Annotated in this window: 11 protein-coding genes; all 11 read left to right on the forward strand. The window is 50.3% G+C overall.

Annotation, left to right across the window (positions count from 1 at the left end; translation table 11 throughout):
• The first annotated feature begins 7 nt into the window (after positions 1–7).
• The 11 genes from AAHB90_RS06190 (at position 8) to AAHB90_RS06240 (ending at position 18,949) form a co-directional block, all read left to right on the forward strand.
• Positions 8–1,804, forward strand: a complete 1,797-nt coding sequence (locus AAHB90_RS06190; protein WP_342084073.1) for a RagB/SusD family nutrient uptake outer membrane protein — start codon at positions 8–10, stop codon at positions 1,802–1,804.
• Between the two features lie 11 nt (positions 1,805–1,815).
• Positions 1,816–2,781: a DUF1735 domain-containing protein gene (locus AAHB90_RS06195; RefSeq protein ID WP_342084074.1), complete on the forward strand. Its 966-nt coding sequence runs from the start codon at positions 1,816–1,818 to the stop codon at positions 2,779–2,781.
• A 569-nt stretch (positions 2,782–3,350) separates the two neighbouring features.
• Positions 3,351–6,404 (forward strand): SusC/RagA family TonB-linked outer membrane protein, encoded by a 3,054-nt coding sequence (locus tag AAHB90_RS06200; RefSeq protein ID WP_342084396.1) that lies wholly within the window; start codon positions 3,351–3,353, stop codon positions 6,402–6,404.
• A 34-nt stretch (positions 6,405–6,438) separates the two neighbouring features.
• Positions 6,439–8,106 carry a RagB/SusD family nutrient uptake outer membrane protein gene (locus AAHB90_RS06205; RefSeq protein WP_342084075.1) on the forward strand — a complete coding sequence of 556 codons (1,668 nt, stop codon included), beginning with the start codon at positions 6,439–6,441 and terminating at the stop codon, positions 8,104–8,106.
• Positions 8,107–8,315: 209 nt separating this feature from the next.
• The gene (locus AAHB90_RS06210) at positions 8,316–11,513 is read left to right on the forward strand and encodes a SusC/RagA family TonB-linked outer membrane protein (RefSeq protein ID WP_342084076.1); all 3,198 of its coding nucleotides are present in this window, start codon (positions 8,316–8,318) and stop codon (positions 11,511–11,513) included.
• A gap of 27 nt (positions 11,514–11,540) precedes the next feature.
• Positions 11,541–13,367 (forward strand): RagB/SusD family nutrient uptake outer membrane protein, encoded by a 1,827-nt coding sequence (locus AAHB90_RS06215; protein ID WP_342084077.1) that lies wholly within the window; start codon positions 11,541–11,543, stop codon positions 13,365–13,367.
• A gap of 88 nt (positions 13,368–13,455) precedes the next feature.
• A complete protein-coding gene (locus AAHB90_RS06220) occupies positions 13,456–14,352 on the forward strand; it encodes a sugar phosphate isomerase/epimerase family protein (RefSeq protein ID WP_446717881.1) in 897 nt (298 codons plus the stop codon).
• A gap of 117 nt (positions 14,353–14,469) precedes the next feature.
• Entirely contained in the window at positions 14,470–15,837 is a 1,368-nt protein-coding gene (locus AAHB90_RS06225) for a 3-keto-disaccharide hydrolase (RefSeq protein WP_342084078.1), read from the forward strand.
• A gap of 125 nt (positions 15,838–15,962) precedes the next feature.
• Complete coding sequence (locus AAHB90_RS06230; RefSeq protein ID WP_342084079.1) at positions 15,963–17,303, forward strand: Gfo/Idh/MocA family oxidoreductase; 1,341 nt, start codon at positions 15,963–15,965, stop codon at positions 17,301–17,303.
• A gap of 41 nt (positions 17,304–17,344) precedes the next feature.
• Complete coding sequence (locus tag AAHB90_RS06235) at positions 17,345–18,361, forward strand: DUF6807 domain-containing protein (RefSeq protein ID WP_342084080.1); 1,017 nt, start codon at positions 17,345–17,347, stop codon at positions 18,359–18,361.
• 75 nt (positions 18,362–18,436) lie between these two features.
• Entirely contained in the window at positions 18,437–18,949 is a 513-nt protein-coding gene (locus tag AAHB90_RS06240) for a DUF6934 family protein (RefSeq protein WP_342084081.1), read from the forward strand.
• The last annotated feature ends 4 nt before the right edge of the window (positions 18,950–18,953 follow it).

Consider the following 18,953-nt stretch of genomic DNA (forward strand, 5'->3'; position numbering starts at 1 on the left):
CAGAGCTATGCATTTGAAATCAATATATATCAAAAACATCCTGTCGCTGGCGCTTGCCGCGTTGGCATTCACTTCCTGCGTCGATTACCTCGAACCTTATCCGAACGGCAACCGCACCACCGAGGACATTTGGAAGTACCAGGATATGGTACAGGGCCTCGTTGGGCAATGCTACGACGTAATGCCCCGCAACTACAACGACAACGAAGGCGTGTACCTGGATGGGGCGACCGACGACGTGGTGATCACCAGCACCACCCACGCCCTGACCCGTTTTGCCCTGGGCTCATTGCCCACCAGCCAAGACCCGTTCCGTACCTACTGGGACAGGGATTACAGGGCTATCTTTCTGGTGAACCTGTTTTTGAAAGACCGGAGGGGCTATAATACCCGTTTTTTGGTGGACCCGCATCTGGATAGCCTGGTCAAAAACCGGTTGCAGGGCGAGGCTTATGCATTGCGGGCGTGGTTTCAATGGGATTTGTTGCAGAAGTTTGGCGGCATGGCTGGTGGCCAGTTGCTGGGCTTCCCGATCGTACTTGAACCCGTGGACGTGAAAGCGGAAACGAACCTCAAACGCAATACGTACGAGGAATGCGTAAAGCAGATCGTCGCCGACTGCGACTCTGCGCACAAGTACCTGCCCATCGCACACCGCGATTTTCTGGTCAAGAATTCGAATGACAGGGCTTATGCGGGCGGCCGCTTCTGGGGCCGGATGGACGGCATTACCACACGGGCGATCAAAGCGATGGTATACCTTACCTGGGCCAGTCCGCGCTTCAACCCTACGAACGACGTAACGCGTTGGGACCTGGCCGCGCAGAACGCTATGGAGGTGATCGATTTCAAGATGAAGACCGATGCGGTTACCAATGGTTTCAATGTGAAAAAGGGCGTCAACTGGTTCGATCCCAATTATCCGGGAATCGTGTGGGCCTCGCGCTATAACAATGCCAACGACGCCATGGAGCGGATGTATTACCCTGGCGGCTTTCAGGGAACGGGCTCGGTAGGCGCAACGCAAGACCTGGTGAATGCATTCCCGATGAAAAACGGCTACCCCATCACCGATCCGCGCGGTAACTACGACCCAGCCAATCCATATGCCAACCGCGATCCACGGTTTTACGCGGCTATTTTTCACAACAATGCGCAGGCCGTTCGGATCAACTCAGACAAAGTGATGTATACGTTCGAAAACTGGCAAAATGCGAAAGATGCCGCCGGCCCGGCCGTGAACAGCCGTACCAATTACCACATCAAAAAGATGGTGTTCATGGGCCTTAACTGGTCGGATAACTCCATTAACCGTCAGCCGCATTCGAAGTTCTTTATCCGTTGGGAGCATATGCTGCTCACATTCGCCGAAGCGGCTAATCAGGTGGAGGGACCCGACGGTGGCAAATACGGCATGTCGGCCAAGGAAGCCATGCAATACCTTCGGCAGAAAGACAATTCGGACGGTGGCAAGGGCTTCGAAAAGGACCCGTATTTCACCGAAATCGCGTCGAAGGGAAAGGCTGCTTTCAATGAATTTATCAAGAATGAAAGGAGGATCGAAACCTGTTTTGAAGGTTTGCGATTTTTCGACCTTCGCCGCTGGACGACCAGTCTCTCCGACCTGAACAAGCCCGTGCGAATGGCGAAGATTACCCGCAATTCCGATGGCACATTTCAATATAAGCTCGATGAAGTAGTGGAAGCGCGGTCGTATTCATCCGCATTCCTGCCGATTCCCTATGATGAAATGCTTAGAATGTCAAACCTGGTACAAAACGATGGCTGGGAAGCCTGGAAATAAATATGAATGCTATGAAAAAGAGAATTGCCGTCGCCCTGGGGCTCACCATGGCGCTTAGTGCCTGTTATGACGATTACATCAAGGATTTCGACTACACTTCCGTGTATTTTATGTACCAGACCAACGCGCGCACGTTCGTGGTGGGCGAGGGAATGAGCATAGAAGTAGGCGCTGCGCTTGCAGGTGTACGCGAAAACCGCCACGACCGTGTGGTGGGCTTTCAGATGGACGCAGCGCTGGTGAATGCCAAAGCGCTGGAAGCGATGAAAGCCGGGGCGGGTTACATCCGGGAGGCTGTGAGCGGGGTTGATACGCTCATACCGTTGCCGGCCGACTATTTTACGATCTCGGATAATTCCAGGATGGTGATCAAGGCCGGAACGCACATGGGTTCGGTGGTGATCAAAGCCGATTCGGCGCGTTTCCTGAAAGACGCCGGCACGATCCGCGCTCAATATGCCATTCCGTTCTACATCACCTCCGCAGATGCCGATTCGGTCATCCATGCGAAGCGATCGGCCGTGGTGGCGCTCAAATATGAGAACATGCTTTTTGGAAACTACTGGCATGGAGGCGTCACGACGGTGAAAGACGCTGCGGGCAAGGTAGTGAAGACCGTGAAGTACTACACGAGCATACCCTCGCCCGAGGCAAAAATTTTCAAGCTGAAAACGGTTGCCCCCGATGCGCTTCTGACCAATAAGATCAGCGACCAGGAAGGCTCCTTCAAGATTACGCTCGAGGGAAATACCGTCCGGATCAGCAAAGCCGATGGTTCTGCTGTCAACGTGAAACCCGACGGCCCGAGCAGTTTCAACCGGCCGAAACTGTTGCAGGACCGTAAATTATTTTTAAGTTATAAATATGAAAATGAGGATGGTACCACTTCGTTTGCCCAGGATACATTAACCTTCCGGAACCGTATCCGTGATGGTGTAAACGAGTGGCAGGATGAGAATCCGGACCATTATAAATAGGCGTCAGATTACCGCTTTATCAACATCCTGACTGCCATGTCTGCTTGGTAATTCTCTTACTAAATATTGTTTAAATGCAATATTGAGGCGGAGCTTGCCCGGTGAATATGGCAGTTTTGTATTGCTTCGTGCAAATATTTTATAATAAAATATTGGAACTAGTCTATTTTGGCAACGTTCCCGATAACGATTGCATAAATAAACTTCGCAGATCGTTTTCAATTTTCTCCCCGAATCTCTATCCTCAAACTGAGTTCCGAATGGTATTATAAGTGCAAAAAATGTACTTATTGGAATTGTTCAAATTGCCATACCATCGGAAATCAAGAGTACTTATCATCCCTGTGCCTCTTTCCAGATAAAATTTTCCGACAGATTAGTTACAAATCTGTGCAAGTAACCGCATGTATGTTTGTGACTATTGGTAGGAAAAATATAATTATTTGTAAGGGGAAATCTATCAAGTGATCGTCAGAATGACAGTTTATGGTGAACTATTAATGGTTAAACAATCAATGCGTATGAAAAGAAACTTTACGAGTATTGGCCACTGTATGATGCGTTGGGCAATGGCTGGTGCGGTGATGACGGGTTTTACAGGGCAGGTCTATGCAATGAGGCCTTCAAATCCGACCATCAGGGTTATCGACAGGACAGTTTCAGGCAAGGTGACCTCCGTAGAGGACAACCTTCCGATCCCCGGCGTTTCGGTAGTGTTGAAAGGAAGTAAAACCGGTACCAATACCGATGCCGACGGCGCTTTCAAGATGAGCATCCCGGAAGATAATGCGGTCCTTGTGTTTTCAGCAGTAGGTTTCGTGACGCAGGAAGTTGCTGTTGGTAATAAAAGTGTGGTGGATATAGTGCTTGCGAGCGATCAGAAAATATTGACCGAGGTTGTGGTTGTGGGCTACGGTACGCAAAAGAAAAGCCAGCTGACCGGCGCAATTTCTTCGGTCGGTTCAAAAGAAATCAATGAAATGCCTATTACCAACCTCGGCCAGGCCTTGCAGGGCCGTGCTGCCGGGGTGGACGTAACGCAATCGGGTTCCAAGCCGGGAACGGTGCCAAAGATCCTGATCCGCGGCCGCCGCTCGTTCAATGCAGGTAACGATCCGCTTTATGTCGTGGACGGTATTCCTTTGGGAGCAGGTTATGACGATATGAACCCCAACGATATTCAGTCGATGGAGGTATTGAAGGATGCTACCGCGACGGCGATCTATGGTTCACGCGGCGCCAACGGCGTTGTGATCGTAACAACCAAGCGTGGGGCGCCTAAGGGTAAGACGACGGTCAGCTATGACGGTTATGTAGGGGTTTCCAAAGCATTGGACAAAGTGGAGCTTTTCAACGGAACCGAATTTGCGGAGTTCGTCCGGGAGGCCTACCGTGCTACGGGTGGTTATAAGGATGCTGCCGGTAATGCCATTCCTACTGGTGTGATCAACGCGGAGGCAGATGCAAAAGTGGCCGTACTCGGCGGTGACCCTAATGTTGCCAAAGGTATTGCAAATGGAACCAGCACCGACTGGCAGGACCTCATTGTTAAAACGGGCGTCATGCAGAATCACTCGGTGGGTATCCAGGGCGGCAACGATCGCACACAGTTCTACATTTCGGGAGGATTTTTCCAGGATAAGGGTGTGGTGAAAGAAGCGAATTTTACCCGTCTGTCACTGCGCTCGAATATCGATCATAACGTAAACAAATGGTTGAAAGTGGGTTTATCGTCCTATATGATGAACAGCATCCGTAATGGTGAAAACCTGAATACCTACGGGATGACGATCAACCAAAACCCACTGGCGGTTCCTTATGACGAAAATGGCAAGCTGATTTTCTCGCCTACCAACGATGCGTTGCTTACCAACCCGCTTGCGGAACTGGTGAAGGGTGCGCAGATTGACCAGCTGAAACGCTACCGGATTTTTAACAGTGTTTATACCGAGTTCAGCATTCTGCCGGGCTTGAAATACCGCGTCAACTTTGGTCCGGACTTTACCATTACCCGCTACGGGCGGTTCATTGGCGCACAAACCAATGCCAGAAAAGGTGGAGACTCGCAGGCTAGTAACATTAACAACTTCGGTTTCAACTGGACGTTGGAAAACATTGTAAACTATTCTAAAACATTCGGAGGGAAGCACAATCTGAACGTGACCTTGCTCCACTCCATTCAGCGCGACCGTGCCGAAGGTTTCGGATCTTCCGTGCAGGGGGTACCGGTTGAAACGCAGTCATTCTACAACCTGGGCGCTGCAACGACGATCTTCTCACCTGCCAGCGCTCTGGTGGAATGGACGATCAACTCGTACATGGGCCGTGTGAACTATGACTACAACGATAAATACCTGGTGACGCTGACCATCAGACGCGACGGTTCGAGCCGTTTCGGGGAAAACAGTAAATACGGTAACTTCCCGGGTATAGCATTAGGTTGGAACCTGAGCAACGAGAACTTTTTGAAAAGCGTAACCTGGCTTGATCTTCTGAAAATCCGCGCCGGTTGGGGTAAAGTGGGTAATACCGGTTTGGCCCCTTACCAAACGCAGGCATTCCTTGGCCGCACCAGCTACGCCTGGAACACCAACGCCGCATATGGTTACCGCCCGGGAACGATCGGAAACGGCGATTTGCGCTGGGAGTCTTCGGCAACTTCCAATGTCGGTCTGGATTTCAGCTTTATCCGCGGAAAGATCCAGGGCTCACTGGAATTTTATCAGACCAATACGACCGATTTGCTTTTATCTGACCAGCTGCCAGGATCTATCGGCTTTGCGGCGGTTACCCGTAACGTAGGTGAGACCCGCAACCGTGGTATCGAGCTGAGTTTGACAACCAATAACGTTAACACTGCTGGCGGTTTCAAATGGACCACCGATTTTACGTTTACCAAAAATACCGAAGCCATCCTGTCGCTTTACAATGGAAAAGTGGATGACCTGGGTAACGGCTGGTTTATCGGACGTCCGCTCAGCACGGTGTACGATTACAGAAAAGTGGGTATCTGGCAAACTAACGAGGCGGATGCTGCGAAATCATTCGGTAGTGAAGTGGGTCAGATCAAAATCAAGGATATCAACGGTGATGGAAAGATCAACGCCCAGGACCGCGAGATCATCGGTTCCGACGTTCCTGATTTTAGCGGAGGTATTACCAACCGTCTGAGCTACAAAGGCTTCGACCTGTCGTTCTTCTTCTTTGCACGTGTAGGTAACCTGATCCGCAGCGAATTCCACAGAAACAATAACGCACTGGCTGGCCGCTATCAGCAAATGAAAGTGGATTACTGGACGCCAAACAACCCGACCAACGAGTTTCCTCGTCCGAAAAGCAACCAGGAGTTTCCGGTTTACGGAAGCACGCTTACCTACTTCGACGGAACATTCGTGAAGCTCAGAAACGTGAACGTAGGTTATACATTCACGCCGGAATTGTCGAAAAAGTTGGGAATGGAATCGCTGCGCTTATATTCGAGCATTCAGCAGCCGTTCATCTGGGCCAAATACCGCAGCAAATACAACGGTGTTGACCCTGAAACTACCGGACTGGCAGCGGGTGGTACAGGTATAACCCCAGCTACGATGGTAATCACATTCGGATTGAACGCCAAATTCTAACGGCCTGGTTTTGAAATTTAAAAGATACTGACAAATGAAAAATATAAGAAAATCGATTGTGGTGTGCGGTATGGCGGCGCTGATGCTTGCGGGGCAGGGGTGTAAGGATGTTCTGGAGGAGAAGATCGTCTCGGGGGTTGGCAACGATTATCTGAACACCCCCAAAGGCTTTGAAGACGGCGTGAAGGCCGCCTATTCGTCGCTTCGCTTCTATTACGCTACTCAGCAGGGGTTGACTTTGAGCGAGTATGGTACTGATATCTACGCAACCGGCGCGGATGGTGGTTATAAAGGATTTCATTTCTACGACGGGCAGTTGAACCCGACGGTGGATTACCTGGCAACCACATGGGATGAGCTCTACAGAGGGATCAACACCTGTAATGCGGTCATCGACCGTGCCCCGAATGTGACGGGCATTGCAGATAATGTTAAGAAGCTACGGGTGGCAGAAGCCAAATTTTTGCGTGGACATTATTATTATCTGCTGCATCAGCAGTACGGCGGTGTAGATCTTCGCCTGACCGAAACATTGGTGCCAACCAAGGATACTAAGCGCGCAACCGATGCCGAGATGTATGCGACGATCATCAAAGATTTGAGCGACGCGGTGACGGATCTTGAAGCGAAGGCACAGTCGGGCGACTATGGCCGCGCTACCAAGCCTCACGCCCAGGCTTTGCTGGCGAAAGTATATCTGGCAAAAGGATACTCAACTGAAAAAGCGCCGGACGATTTTACCAAAGCAGCTGATCTGCTGAAAGAGGTTTCTACCAAATACGGTTACAAATTGCTCGACGATTTCTCGGCTGTATTCGATGAAAATAACCAAAATCACAGCGAGGTAGTGTTTGCCGTGCAATATACCAGCGATGCATTGACGAACGGTACGGGTAACAGTTTGCACCTTTATTTCGGTATGCAGTACGATGTGCAGCCGGGTATGAAACGGGATACTTACTGGGGGCGGCCATTCAAACGTCTCAGACCGACCGAATATCTGCTCAACACCGTTTTCGCCGATCGTGTCAACGATTCGCGTTACAAGAAAACTTTCCGCGATACCTGGCTTTCCAACAATCCGGGCACCTATAATGCAGCGTCATTTGATGATTCCAAAACGAAAGTGACGTTTGCGGCCGGCGATACGACGATTTTTATCCCAGGTTACGAAATGACCAAGGAGGAACGTGCTAAGAAACCATATCAGGTGCTTGTGCCGAGCAAGTACTCGGAAGCCTTATTTCCGACTCTGCAAAAGTTCTTCGATTCGAAACGCCCTGACATGACTTATGAGCCAGGTAGCCGGGATTACTACGTGGTACGTCTGGCGGATGTGTATTTGATGCTCGCTGAGGCATTGTTCCAGTCCGGTGACAAAACAGGTGCGGCAGAAGCGCTGAATATGGTGAGATACCGCGCAGGCTGGCCTGGTAAAAAGGAAAAGATGCTCATTGCTGCCAAGGATCTTACGATGGAGACGATTATTGAGGAGCGTGCCAGAGAGCTGGCCGGTGAGCAAACCCGCTGGGTGGACCTGAAACGCTGGGGATTGCTTGTGGAAAGGGTGAAAAAATACAACCCGCAAGCTGCCAACATCCAGCCCTATCACGTGGTACGACCTATTCCTCAAACGCAGATCGACCGGAGTGCGAAAACATCCGATGGCAAGTCGGTATTCCCGCAGAACCCGGGGTACTGAGCAGTTCAGAAAGTATAGAAGTCAAGAGGATGGTTGCCCCGTGCAGCCATCCTTTTTTGTTTTTCAGGACAAAAAATAAAAAAATATTACCGGTGAATCATTGGTACTATACGGTTAAAAATTAGGACAGTTTGTCAGTGCGGGCGGGCTGGAATGGGTGGCGTCAGGGTGGTATATTTCACCTAAACATCATCTTAATTCACTGACCTATGCACATCACAAAAGGATTTTTTACCTCTTTGCGGCGCATAAGCGGGGTATGCATATGTGCGATATGCCTGCACCCGCCGGTGCCCGCCAGTGTCGTCGCGAGTCCGCTTGCAAGCGTTGGCCATATCATGCAGGCCGACAGGACCATTACCGGCACCGTTCTGGCCAAAGACGGGAACACGCCGATTCCCGGTGTAACGGTGGTTGTCAAAGGAACAAACCAGGGCACGACAACCAATGCGGAAGGCAGGTTTACCATCGAGATCACCGGCAATTCAGCGGTGCTCGTATTTTCGGCCGTCGGCTACGTTACACAGGAGCGGGAGACAGGCAATGCCAATGTCGTGGACATTTCGCTTGCAACCGACTTGAAGACGCTCAATGAAGTAGTGGTGGTTGGCTACGGAACCCAAAAGAAACGCGACCTCACCGGCGCGGTATCACAGGTCAATGCGACCCGGCTCGAAAATGAAAATCCACAGTCGGTCCAGGATGTGCTGCGCGGCAATGTGCCGGGTATGAACGTCGGGTTTTCAACTTCTGCGAAAGGCGGCGGAAGTGTTTCGGTGCGTGGACAGAATTCTGTCAATGCAGGTTCGAGCCCATTGATCGTGCTCGACGGGACGATTTATTACGGAGGTCTGGAAGATATCAACCCGAACGATATTGAGACCATCGATGTGCTGAAAGACGCGAGTTCGTCGGCCGTTTTCGGCGCTAAGGCGGCCAGCGGGGTTATTTTGATTACTACTAAAAAAGGAAAGGAAGGCAAGCCCGTCATCAATATCAACAGCAATTTCGGATTCGCCGAGGTCGCTAAAAATCAGCCGGTCCTTAGCCCGCAAGGTTTTATCAGCTGGCGGCAGGAAGTAATGCGGAACATCAACGCTACGGCCGAGCCTGCGCGCTTCGCCGATCCTAACCACCTCCCGGCTGGCGTAACGCTTGATCAGTGGCTTGCATATGATGGTTCGAAAGGGGACCCGACGACAGTTTGGCTCCAACGGTTGGGAATGCAACCCGCGGAAATCCAGAACTACAAGGACGGCAAGAGCGTAGACTGGTATTCCAAAGTGTTTCAGAAAGGTTTCAGGCAAGACCATACAGTGAGCCTTTCAGGCCGTAACGACCGTATTTCCTACTACATGTCTTTGGGATACCTGAATAATGAGGGCATTGTGGTCGGCGATAAATACAGTACCGTTCGTGCAAGGCTGAACCTCGAAGGCAAAGTGAATAAGCATTTGACAGTGGGCATGAACACGCAATTCGCGCGGCGTGACGAGAGTCAGGTGCCGGTGAACTACGATCTGGCAAGAGTCATTTCTCCCTGGGGCTCGGAGTTCGATGCGAATGGCAATTACTCCTGGCGGCCCAACGGCGAGGCAAGCGGAGGAAACCATCCATACTATACCCCGAGCTTCATCAAACGTGACCAGGGCGCCCAGACATTGAATTCCGTTCTTTTTGCCAAGGTTAGCCTGCCTTTTGGATTTACCTATCAAATCAATTTTACGCCCCGTTTCGACTATACACACCGCTACAATGCCGAGTCTTCCAAGCATGCCGAATGGGCCGCCGAAGGTGGCCGGGCATCGCGCAAGGATTCGACAGTATTCAACTGGCAGGTCGATAATATCCTCAAATGGAGCAAAACCATTGCCGGAAAACATCAGATAGACCTCACTTTCCTAGCCAATGCCGAGCGTTTTAAAAGTTGGCGCGACAGTATTTCCAACAAAGGCTTCGCCCCGACCGACGTTTTGGGATACCATAATATCCAGGCTGGCGGGCTGCCGGTAGTTTATACCGACGACCAGACCAGCACCGCGGACGCATTGATGGCCCGGCTGTTCTATTCATTTAAAGATAAATACATGCTTACACTGTCGAGCCGGCGGGATGGTTATTCTGCTTTCGGGCAGAAAAACCCTCGGGCCGTTTTCTCGTCGGCGGCATTGGGCTGGGTATTTACGGATGAAGGATTTTTGCATTCCAAATGGCTGAGTTACGGAAAACTGCGCGTTTCGTATGGTAACAACGGCAACCGCGACATTCCACGCTATGATGCACTTGCCGACCTTGCGAGCGGCAAATACCTGCACGTAAAACCGGATGGGACCGTCTACCAGGTGAGCCAGCTCTACGTAAGCCGGATGGCGAACCCGAATTTGAAATGGGAGAAAACCAATGCATTGAATGTGGGGCTCGACTTCGCATTGTTTAACAACCTGGTCGACGGTAGCATTGAATTTTACAAGTCGACCACGAAGGACTTGCTCGTGAAACGGGCGCTGCCTAATGTGCTGGGTTTTGACAACGTTTGGGACAATCTCGGCGAAGTACACAACAAAGGGCTGGAAATCAGTTTGAATTCCAACAATATGCGCCGGGAAAATTTCACATGGCGCAGTACTTTCAACTTCCAGCTCAACCGCAACAAAATCGTGCATTTGTACGGTAATTATGTCGACATCAAGGACGGTGCGGGCAAGGTGACCGGTCGCAGGGAGGCGGACGATGTTACCAACCGCTGGTTCATTGGTCATGCGTTGGACGAGATCTGGAACTACCGGATCCTGGGCGTCTGGCAGAAAGAGGAGGAAGCCGAAGCGGCCAAGTATGGGGTAAAACCCGGTGATTTCAAGCTGAAAGATGTGAATAACGACGGCAAGTTCACCAACGACGACAAGGAGTTTCTGGGCTACACATCCCCACGCTTTCGCTGGACGTTCCGGAATGAGTTCAAACTCTTCAAAAGCCTGGACGTGTCGTTCATGATCTATTCCTATTGGGGACAGAAAGGCACATTTAACCAGATGAAGAACCGCGATGGCTTCGTAGACCGCACCAGTTCTTATGTATTTCCTTACTGGACGGAAGAAAACCGCTCGAACGAATGGGCAAGGCTCTATTCCAGCGAAGGTTCGGCAACGGGTTATGCGGTTTACAGGAGCAAATCTTTCGTGAGATTCGAAAACCTCTCCGTGGCTTATACCGTACCGAAAGCTGTTTCGCAAAAGGTGGCCGTACAGAATCTGCGCATTTACGGTAACATCCGCAATATAGGCTTCTGGGCGCCTCAGTGGAATTTCTGGGATCCCGAAAATGGAACGAACGGAACCACCAACAACAGTATTGCCACGTCCGTTCCGAGCCCGCGGATTTATACTATCGGGCTGGATATCACCCTGTAATCACTATCACACAAAACTATATGGATTATGTTTAACCAAACATCAAAATATATACTGGCAATAGGCCTGCTCGGTGCGGGGGCGGCGATGACCTCCTGCAAAGAAACCTGGCTAAAACCTGAACCACTTTCGTTTTACGAGCCAGATCTGACATTCAAGGACCTGGGCGGATTGAAGGCAACGCTCGTGGCCTGTGAGCGCAACCTGCGTCTGGAATGGTACGGAGACGCAATGCCGATGATCACCGAATCGATCTTTTCGGATATTGCCGTCGACGGAACGACCGATAAATCAGGACCGGCGCAAAACCTGAATCTGCTGATCACCCCCGATGCTCAGTTGAACCACATCGATTATAACCGGATCGGCTGGTACTGGCTGGAAGGGTATAAGGGCATTAAGTACGCCAATACTGCTATTTCGCGCATCAATTTGCCCAAGTACAAAAGCGAGGAAGAAAAGAACGAATTGCTGGGCGCGGCTTATTTCCATAGAGCGGCACGCTACTACCGGCTCACACAGCAGTTCGGCGATGTCCCGTTGATTCTCAGCGAAATCAATGGTCCGAAGCTGGATTTTCAGACCACGAAACGCGAGGTAATCCTGAAAAAAATGAAGGAAGACCTCGAATTTGCCGAGCAATGGGTGCCTGCCGTCACGGATAAGGGAATGGTCAACAAGGGTTCGGTAAGCCATTTGCTGACCAAAGTCAATCTCGCGCTGGGGCTGTTTGACGACGCGATCAAATCGGCGACGAATGTGATCGACGGCGGTACACACAAGCTAATGACTTCGCGTTTCGGCGTAAACGCCAATGATGCCAGCCGGAATGTGATCTGGGATTTGCACCGGCCTCAGAACAAGGCGATCGCGAATAACACGGAAGGGTTAATGCTGGTGATCGACCGCTTGAATATTGAAGGGAATGTCGAAGGCGGTATGCTCATCATGCGCAACGCCGTTCCGCTTTGGTTCAACAACATTAACACTCCTAATGGAAACCGCGGGACCATAGACACTTACGGCATCGAGATCGATCAGGTTGTGAAATATGGACGCGGGATTGGACGTCTTCGTCCAACCGATTACTCTCAGAACCAGATTTGGGATGATAAGAACGATCTGCGCCATGCACCCGGTAACTGGACGAGAATGGAGGATATTTTGTATAACAATCCGGCCCTTAAAGACAAGGATAGCTTCTACGGCAAGAATTTGCAGCTGAAAAATGCCGAAGGTGTAGTGCTTACGATCGATACCATCCGCTGCTGGTTCGACTGGCCGAATTACAAACTTTTCGTCGAAGACCCTCTGCGCATACAGCCGCAGGGAGGGAATTCCGATTGGTATGTATTCCGATTGGCGGAAACCTATCTGCTGCGTGCGGAAGCATATGCGTGGAAAGGAGACCTCGCGAAGGCGGCCGAGGATGTGAATGCGGTCCGGACCCGTGCCAATTGCGCACCGATCCCGGCTGGTAAAATCAGCATAAGCACCATTCTCGACGAGCGGGCACGTGAGCTGTATTTCGAAGAGCCGCGTAAAACCGAGCTGACGCGCATTGCCTATATTTTCGCACAAACCGGCAAACCCGCTCCGAATGGCAAAACGTACAGCCTCGACAAGTTTTCGGACGACAATTATTTCTATGACAGGGTTATGGAGAAAAATGATTTCTATAACAAAGGTGTAAAGACACGCCACGCCGATGAATACACCATGAGTCCGTACCACGTATTGTGGCCTATTCCACAGTCGGCGATCGACGGGAATACGCAGGCTAGAATCAATCAGAACAAGGGATATGCAGGTTATGAGCGAAATGTGCCGCCACTGACGGAGATACCTAAATAAAATTACCAGCAATGGCCCCTAGATAGCGGGTCATTGCTGTTTTATATCGTCTGGGAGTTATGGATTTTTACATCAATCTAAACCTGAAATGAACAGACGGAATTTTCTACAAAACACTTCACTGGCAATGGCTGCCACCATGGCTGGCGCCGGTTGGCTGGAAGCCGCCGTGAAAAAAGGAGACATAAAAATCGGCTACTCGGCGATTACCTGGGGCGGTAAGGACGAACAGGCGATGGCCGACCTGGCCGGGCTTGGTTTTAAAGGCATCCAATTGAGGGCCAATACATTCGGGCCGTACCGTAACAAACCTTCCGAGTTAAAAGATGCATTGGTGAAGAACAACCTGACACTCTGCATGTTTTCGAGTGGGAATGTAGAGATAGACCCTGCAAAATTTGAAAGTACCGTCGACACACACGTTGCGCACGCCAGTTTTGTGAAGGCCCTGGGCGGCAATGCTATGCAGCTCACCAACAGCCTCCGGCCCAAAGATCGCGCACCTTCAGTGGAAGAACTGAAAAAGCTGGCACAGGTAATGAACGAAGTTGGAAAGCAAACTGCAGACCTCGGTGTGCAGGCGGTTTACCATAACCACATGAACCAGCTGGGCGAAACACCCGAAGAAGTGGATGTGATCGTGCAGGCAATGGACCCGCGTTACATTAAGTTGCTGCTCGACATTGCGCACTACAAGCAAGGAGGCGGCGAGCCGCACGAGGCGATCATTAAATACAAGGATATCCTGCATTCGCTGCATTTGAAAGACACCAAACCGGCTGACACCAAAAGTGGCTACAAGTTTGTGGAACTCGGGCAGGGCAGGGTGGATGTTCCGGCGGTTTTTAAAGCATTGGACAAGGTGAAGTTCAAAGGCTGGGCCGTGGTGGAACTCGACGGCGTGCCGGATCCGGAGAAATCGCCGCTGATTTGTGCGGAAATCAATAAAAAGTACATTACCGAGGTTTTGAAATATCCGGTATAGCCCGAACTGGATTTGTAAGGGTATTCCTATTAATATTTCGTTATTAATGTAATAACTGATATTAGATAGGATACCCTTTCGCATTTTTCAGTTATTCATCATTTTTTATTCAACACAATGAAAAAATTCCGATTATCGCTGGTCGCGATGGCCGCGTTCCTCCTTACCGCTCCGTTGCAGGCCCAGAAGTCGAAAGATGGTTGGGTAGATCTCTTCAATGGCAAGGATCTGACCGGCTGGAAACAACTCAACGGCCAGGCCAAATACGAAGTGAAAGACGGGGCAATCGTAGGCACCTCCGTGATGGGCACGCCCAATTCGTTTTTGACAACCGAAAAAGACTACGGCGATTTTATTCTCGAACTCGACGTAAAGGTTGATAATAAACTGAACTCGGGCATTCAGATCCGCAGCTTGTCCAAACCCGACTACATGAACGGCCGCGTGCATGGTTACCAGGTCGAGATCGATCCTAGCGACCGCGCTTACTCGGCAGGCATTTATGACGAGGCACGCCGCGGTTGGCTATACCCGCTCGATTTGAACCCGGAAGCCAAAAAAGCATTCAAAAGAGATGCCTGGAACAAATACCGTATCGAAGCGATCGGCCATTCGATCCGGACTTTCCTGAATGGCGTGCCTGTGGCGCATGTGGTGGATGATATGACGCCCGTAGGTTTCATATGTCTGCAAGTACACGCGATCGGCAGCAAAGAAATGGAGGGCACGCAGGTGAGCTGGAAAAATGTCCGCATTAAAACCACGAACCTGAAACCCAGCCCGGCAACCAATGTCCGCATTGTGAACCTGATCCCTAATAATCTCGATCCAGCCGAAAAGGCGCAGGGATATTCCCTATTGTACGATGGTAAATCGGTGGATCAGTGGCGTTCTTACGGCGGGACAGAATTCCCGACCAAGAGATGGAACTATCAGGACGGTGCCATTACAATTACCAAATCGGATGGCTCTGAAACCGGGAATGATATCGTTACGCGCAAGCTTTACGGCCCGGCATTCGAATATGAATTTGAATTTAAGCTAACCGAAGGTGCTAATAGTGGTGTCAAATATTTTGTAGACCAGAAATTCAATTCCAATGGCAAATCGGGCATCGGCTGCGAATACCAGGTGCTCGACGACGAGCGTCACCCGGACGCGAAACTGGGTAAAAACGGCAACCGTACGATCGCCTCGTTCTACGACGTCATTCCGGCCGACCGTCCGAGGAATGCTGTAAAAAAGATAGGTGAGTGGAACCAGGGACGCATTGTGGTGCAGAAGGACGGTACCGTGCAGCATTTCCTCAATGGTTATAAAGTGGTGGAATATGTGCGCGGCTCACCGCAGTTCAAGGAGTTTGTTGCAGGTTCGAAATTTGCCAAATTCGAAGGTTTCGGGCTGTCGCAAGAGGGGAATTTGTTGTTGCAGGATCACGGTGACAATGTGTTTTTCCGCAGTTTGAAAGTGAAGGAGATCAAATAAGGCGAACAGGTGAAAAAAGGTAAAAAATTACAGTAGATAAACGGGCGCCGGACATTTAGAAACGATTGCCCGCAAATCGGACCCAAAGGCAATCAAAAAATCAACTTTTATTCAAATCCAATATCATGACCAGTAGAAGGGATTTTCTTAAAAATGCAGCACTGGCTTCTGCGGGTGTCGCAGTAGGCGCCAATGCTTTCAGTGCGGCCAGCTACCGTCGTATCGTGGGAGCCAATGACCGCGTAAGGGTAGGTATTATCGGTTTTTCGGACCGTTTCCGCAGCTCGCTTGCACCTTCCTTCTCGGATCACGCCAAGGAACTGAACTTTGAGTTTATGGGCGTTTCCGACCTTTGGAACCGTCGCCGTGACGAAGCGGAGGCATTCATGAAGAGCAAACCCTATGCAGCAAGCGAATTTGTAAAGGCACGCAATAACGAAGAATTGCTTGGCCGCAAGGATGTGGACGCGGTGATCATTAGTACCGCCGATTTTCAGCACGCATTGCATTGCGCGGAAGCCGTGAAGTCGGGCCGTGACGTGTATGTTGAAAAGCCATTTGCTGAAACGCTGGAAGATGCGAAAGTAGCTTTGAAAGCCGTGGAGGCGTCGAAGCAGATTGTTCAGGTAGGTTCGCAGCGCCGCAGTGCGCCGAACTATTGGGCAGCTTATGAATATATCAAATCGGGCAAATTCGGGGATATTACCACGGTTGAAATGACCTGGAACGTGAATCAGCCTGGCCGCTGGAGACGTAAAGAGCTCGTTTCACAAATCCGCAAAGAGGATACCGACTGGGACCGCTTCCTGATGAACCGTCCAAAAGTGGAGTGGAACCCACGTTACTATCTCGAATTCCGTCTTTTCTATCCATACTCGTCGGGTATTCCGGGGCAATGGATGGCCCACCAGATCGATACCGTGCACTGGTTCTCAGGCCTTGATGCACCACGCAATGTGGTCGCCAATGGTGGTATTTATACCTGGAAAGATGGCCGTACCAATGTCGATACATTCAGCGCGGCATTCGAATACGGTCCTTTCGATGACAAGAGCAAAGGCTTCCAGGTAATTTATTCTTCGCGCTTCAACAATGAGGCAGGTGGTGTGAAGGAATATTACTATTCGAACGGGGGGATGATCAACCTCGATACGAACAAGATCACGTCCGAAGGCGGATTAAAGGAGAAGGATGCCAAAGGAATGGGTATGCAGGCAAATTTGCTGCCCGAAATGTCGCTGAAAACCGGTGACAAAATCGCGACCGACGCCAATACCGGTGCCGATCCGATGACTTCCCTGCACATGCGCAACTGGATGGAATGTATCCGCAGCCGCAAGGAGACGAATGCCCCCGCCCGTGTAGGATTTAACCACTCGGTAGCGAACATTATGGCTACCCAGGCATTGCATACGGGAAAACGTGTGAACTGGGATCCGAAGAAAAAGGAAATCGTGCTTAGCTAATCATTTTAAAAGATCTGACAGTGAATTTAAAACATACTGCTTTGGCACTTACCGCTGTCGCTTTTGCCGGAAGTGCTTTTGCGCAGAAGGTTGATCTTGTCCGCAACGACAACGACAAAAAAGTGGAGGTTAAAATCGATGGCAAGCGATTCACAGCATATTATTACCCGGGCGAAAAAACGTTAAAAAAAGCTGTTTTGTACCCGGTAATGACTGCCAAAGGAACGGTAATTACCCGTGGTTGGCCGCTGGACCCTCGCGCGGGAGAGCGCGTAGATCACCCGCATCACGTGGGTATCTGGCTCAACTACGAGGATGTGAACGGTAATGATTACTGGAACAACTCCGATGCCGTAAACCATGAGAAACGCGCATACGGAACCATCATTCATACCGGCATTACTTCCGTAAAAAGCGGTAAGGACAAAGGCGAGCTTACGGTAACTGCCGACTGGGTGGACAAAGACGGTACGCTGACCCTGAAAGAGGTTACCAAATACACTTTCAGCGGAAAAGGCGATACCCGCATCATCGACCGCAGTACCACGTTGACGGCCGTATTACCAGAGGTGAGTATGCCCGACGTAAAAGATGGTATGTACGCAATACGGGTGGCGCGTGAGTTGGAATTGCCTTCTAACAAGCCTGAGATCTTTACCGATGCAAGCGGTATCGCCACCAAAGTGCCTGTGATGAACAATGAAGGTATCACTGGTAACTACCGCAACAGTAATGGCATTGAAGGTGAAACGGTATGGGGTAAACGTGCCATCTGGTGTAACCTGACGGGCAAGATCAAGGACGAAAACATCAGCGTGGCGATGATCGATCATCCCAAGAACGTAGGTTATCCAGCCTACTGGCACGCGAGAGGCTACGGATTGTTTGCAGTGAACCCGTTGGGGATGAAAGCACTCAGCGACGGCAAGGAAACGCTCAATTTTAAGTTGAAGAAAGGCGAATCGACCACTTTCCGTTACCGCCTGGTAATTGCTTCCGAGCATTTGAAAGATGCCACGCTAAACGACCTGGCAGCAGCGTACGCGAAGACGGAATAGTTTGTATACTAGCAGAATGAGAGGATAGCCAGCGACTTTTCGCTGGCTATTTTTTTGCTAAATAATCTGTTGGTTATGGATTTGGAACGATATAAGATTGATCAACTTAGTGAGTTTGGCTTTCGATTTTACAGCAATGGACCAAAGGGAGCTTTCAAAATGCACGTCCGGTTTAGTTATCTGGGGCGTAATATATTTAATCTCGGTTTCGGTGTTGTAGAATCTGCGTCGGGCCGATTGAATGATTTGATTGAGGTCAGGAATGGTGATAGTAAAAAAATACTGGCAACTGTCGCCGCAATCGCCCTTGAATTTATGGAAGATCACCCCGGCGCTGTGATATACGCAACCGGAAGCACGCCTTCGCGAACCCGGCTGTATCAAATGGGGATTAACCGGATTTTACCAACGCTGGAACAGTACCAGATTGTTGGATCGACCAGCGAAGATAGACTAGCTGATTATACAGAATCGGCCAGGTATGGCCGTAAACCAAAGTGGCAGGAAGTTGAGCTGGGGAAATCCTACAAAGCGTTTTTGCTTTTTGACCCTGCAATCACTAACTTGGAGATACTATTTAATATTTAACACT

Source organism: Dyadobacter sp. OTU695 (assembly GCF_038440355.1).
GTDB lineage: Bacteria > Bacteroidota > Bacteroidia > Cytophagales > Spirosomataceae > Dyadobacter.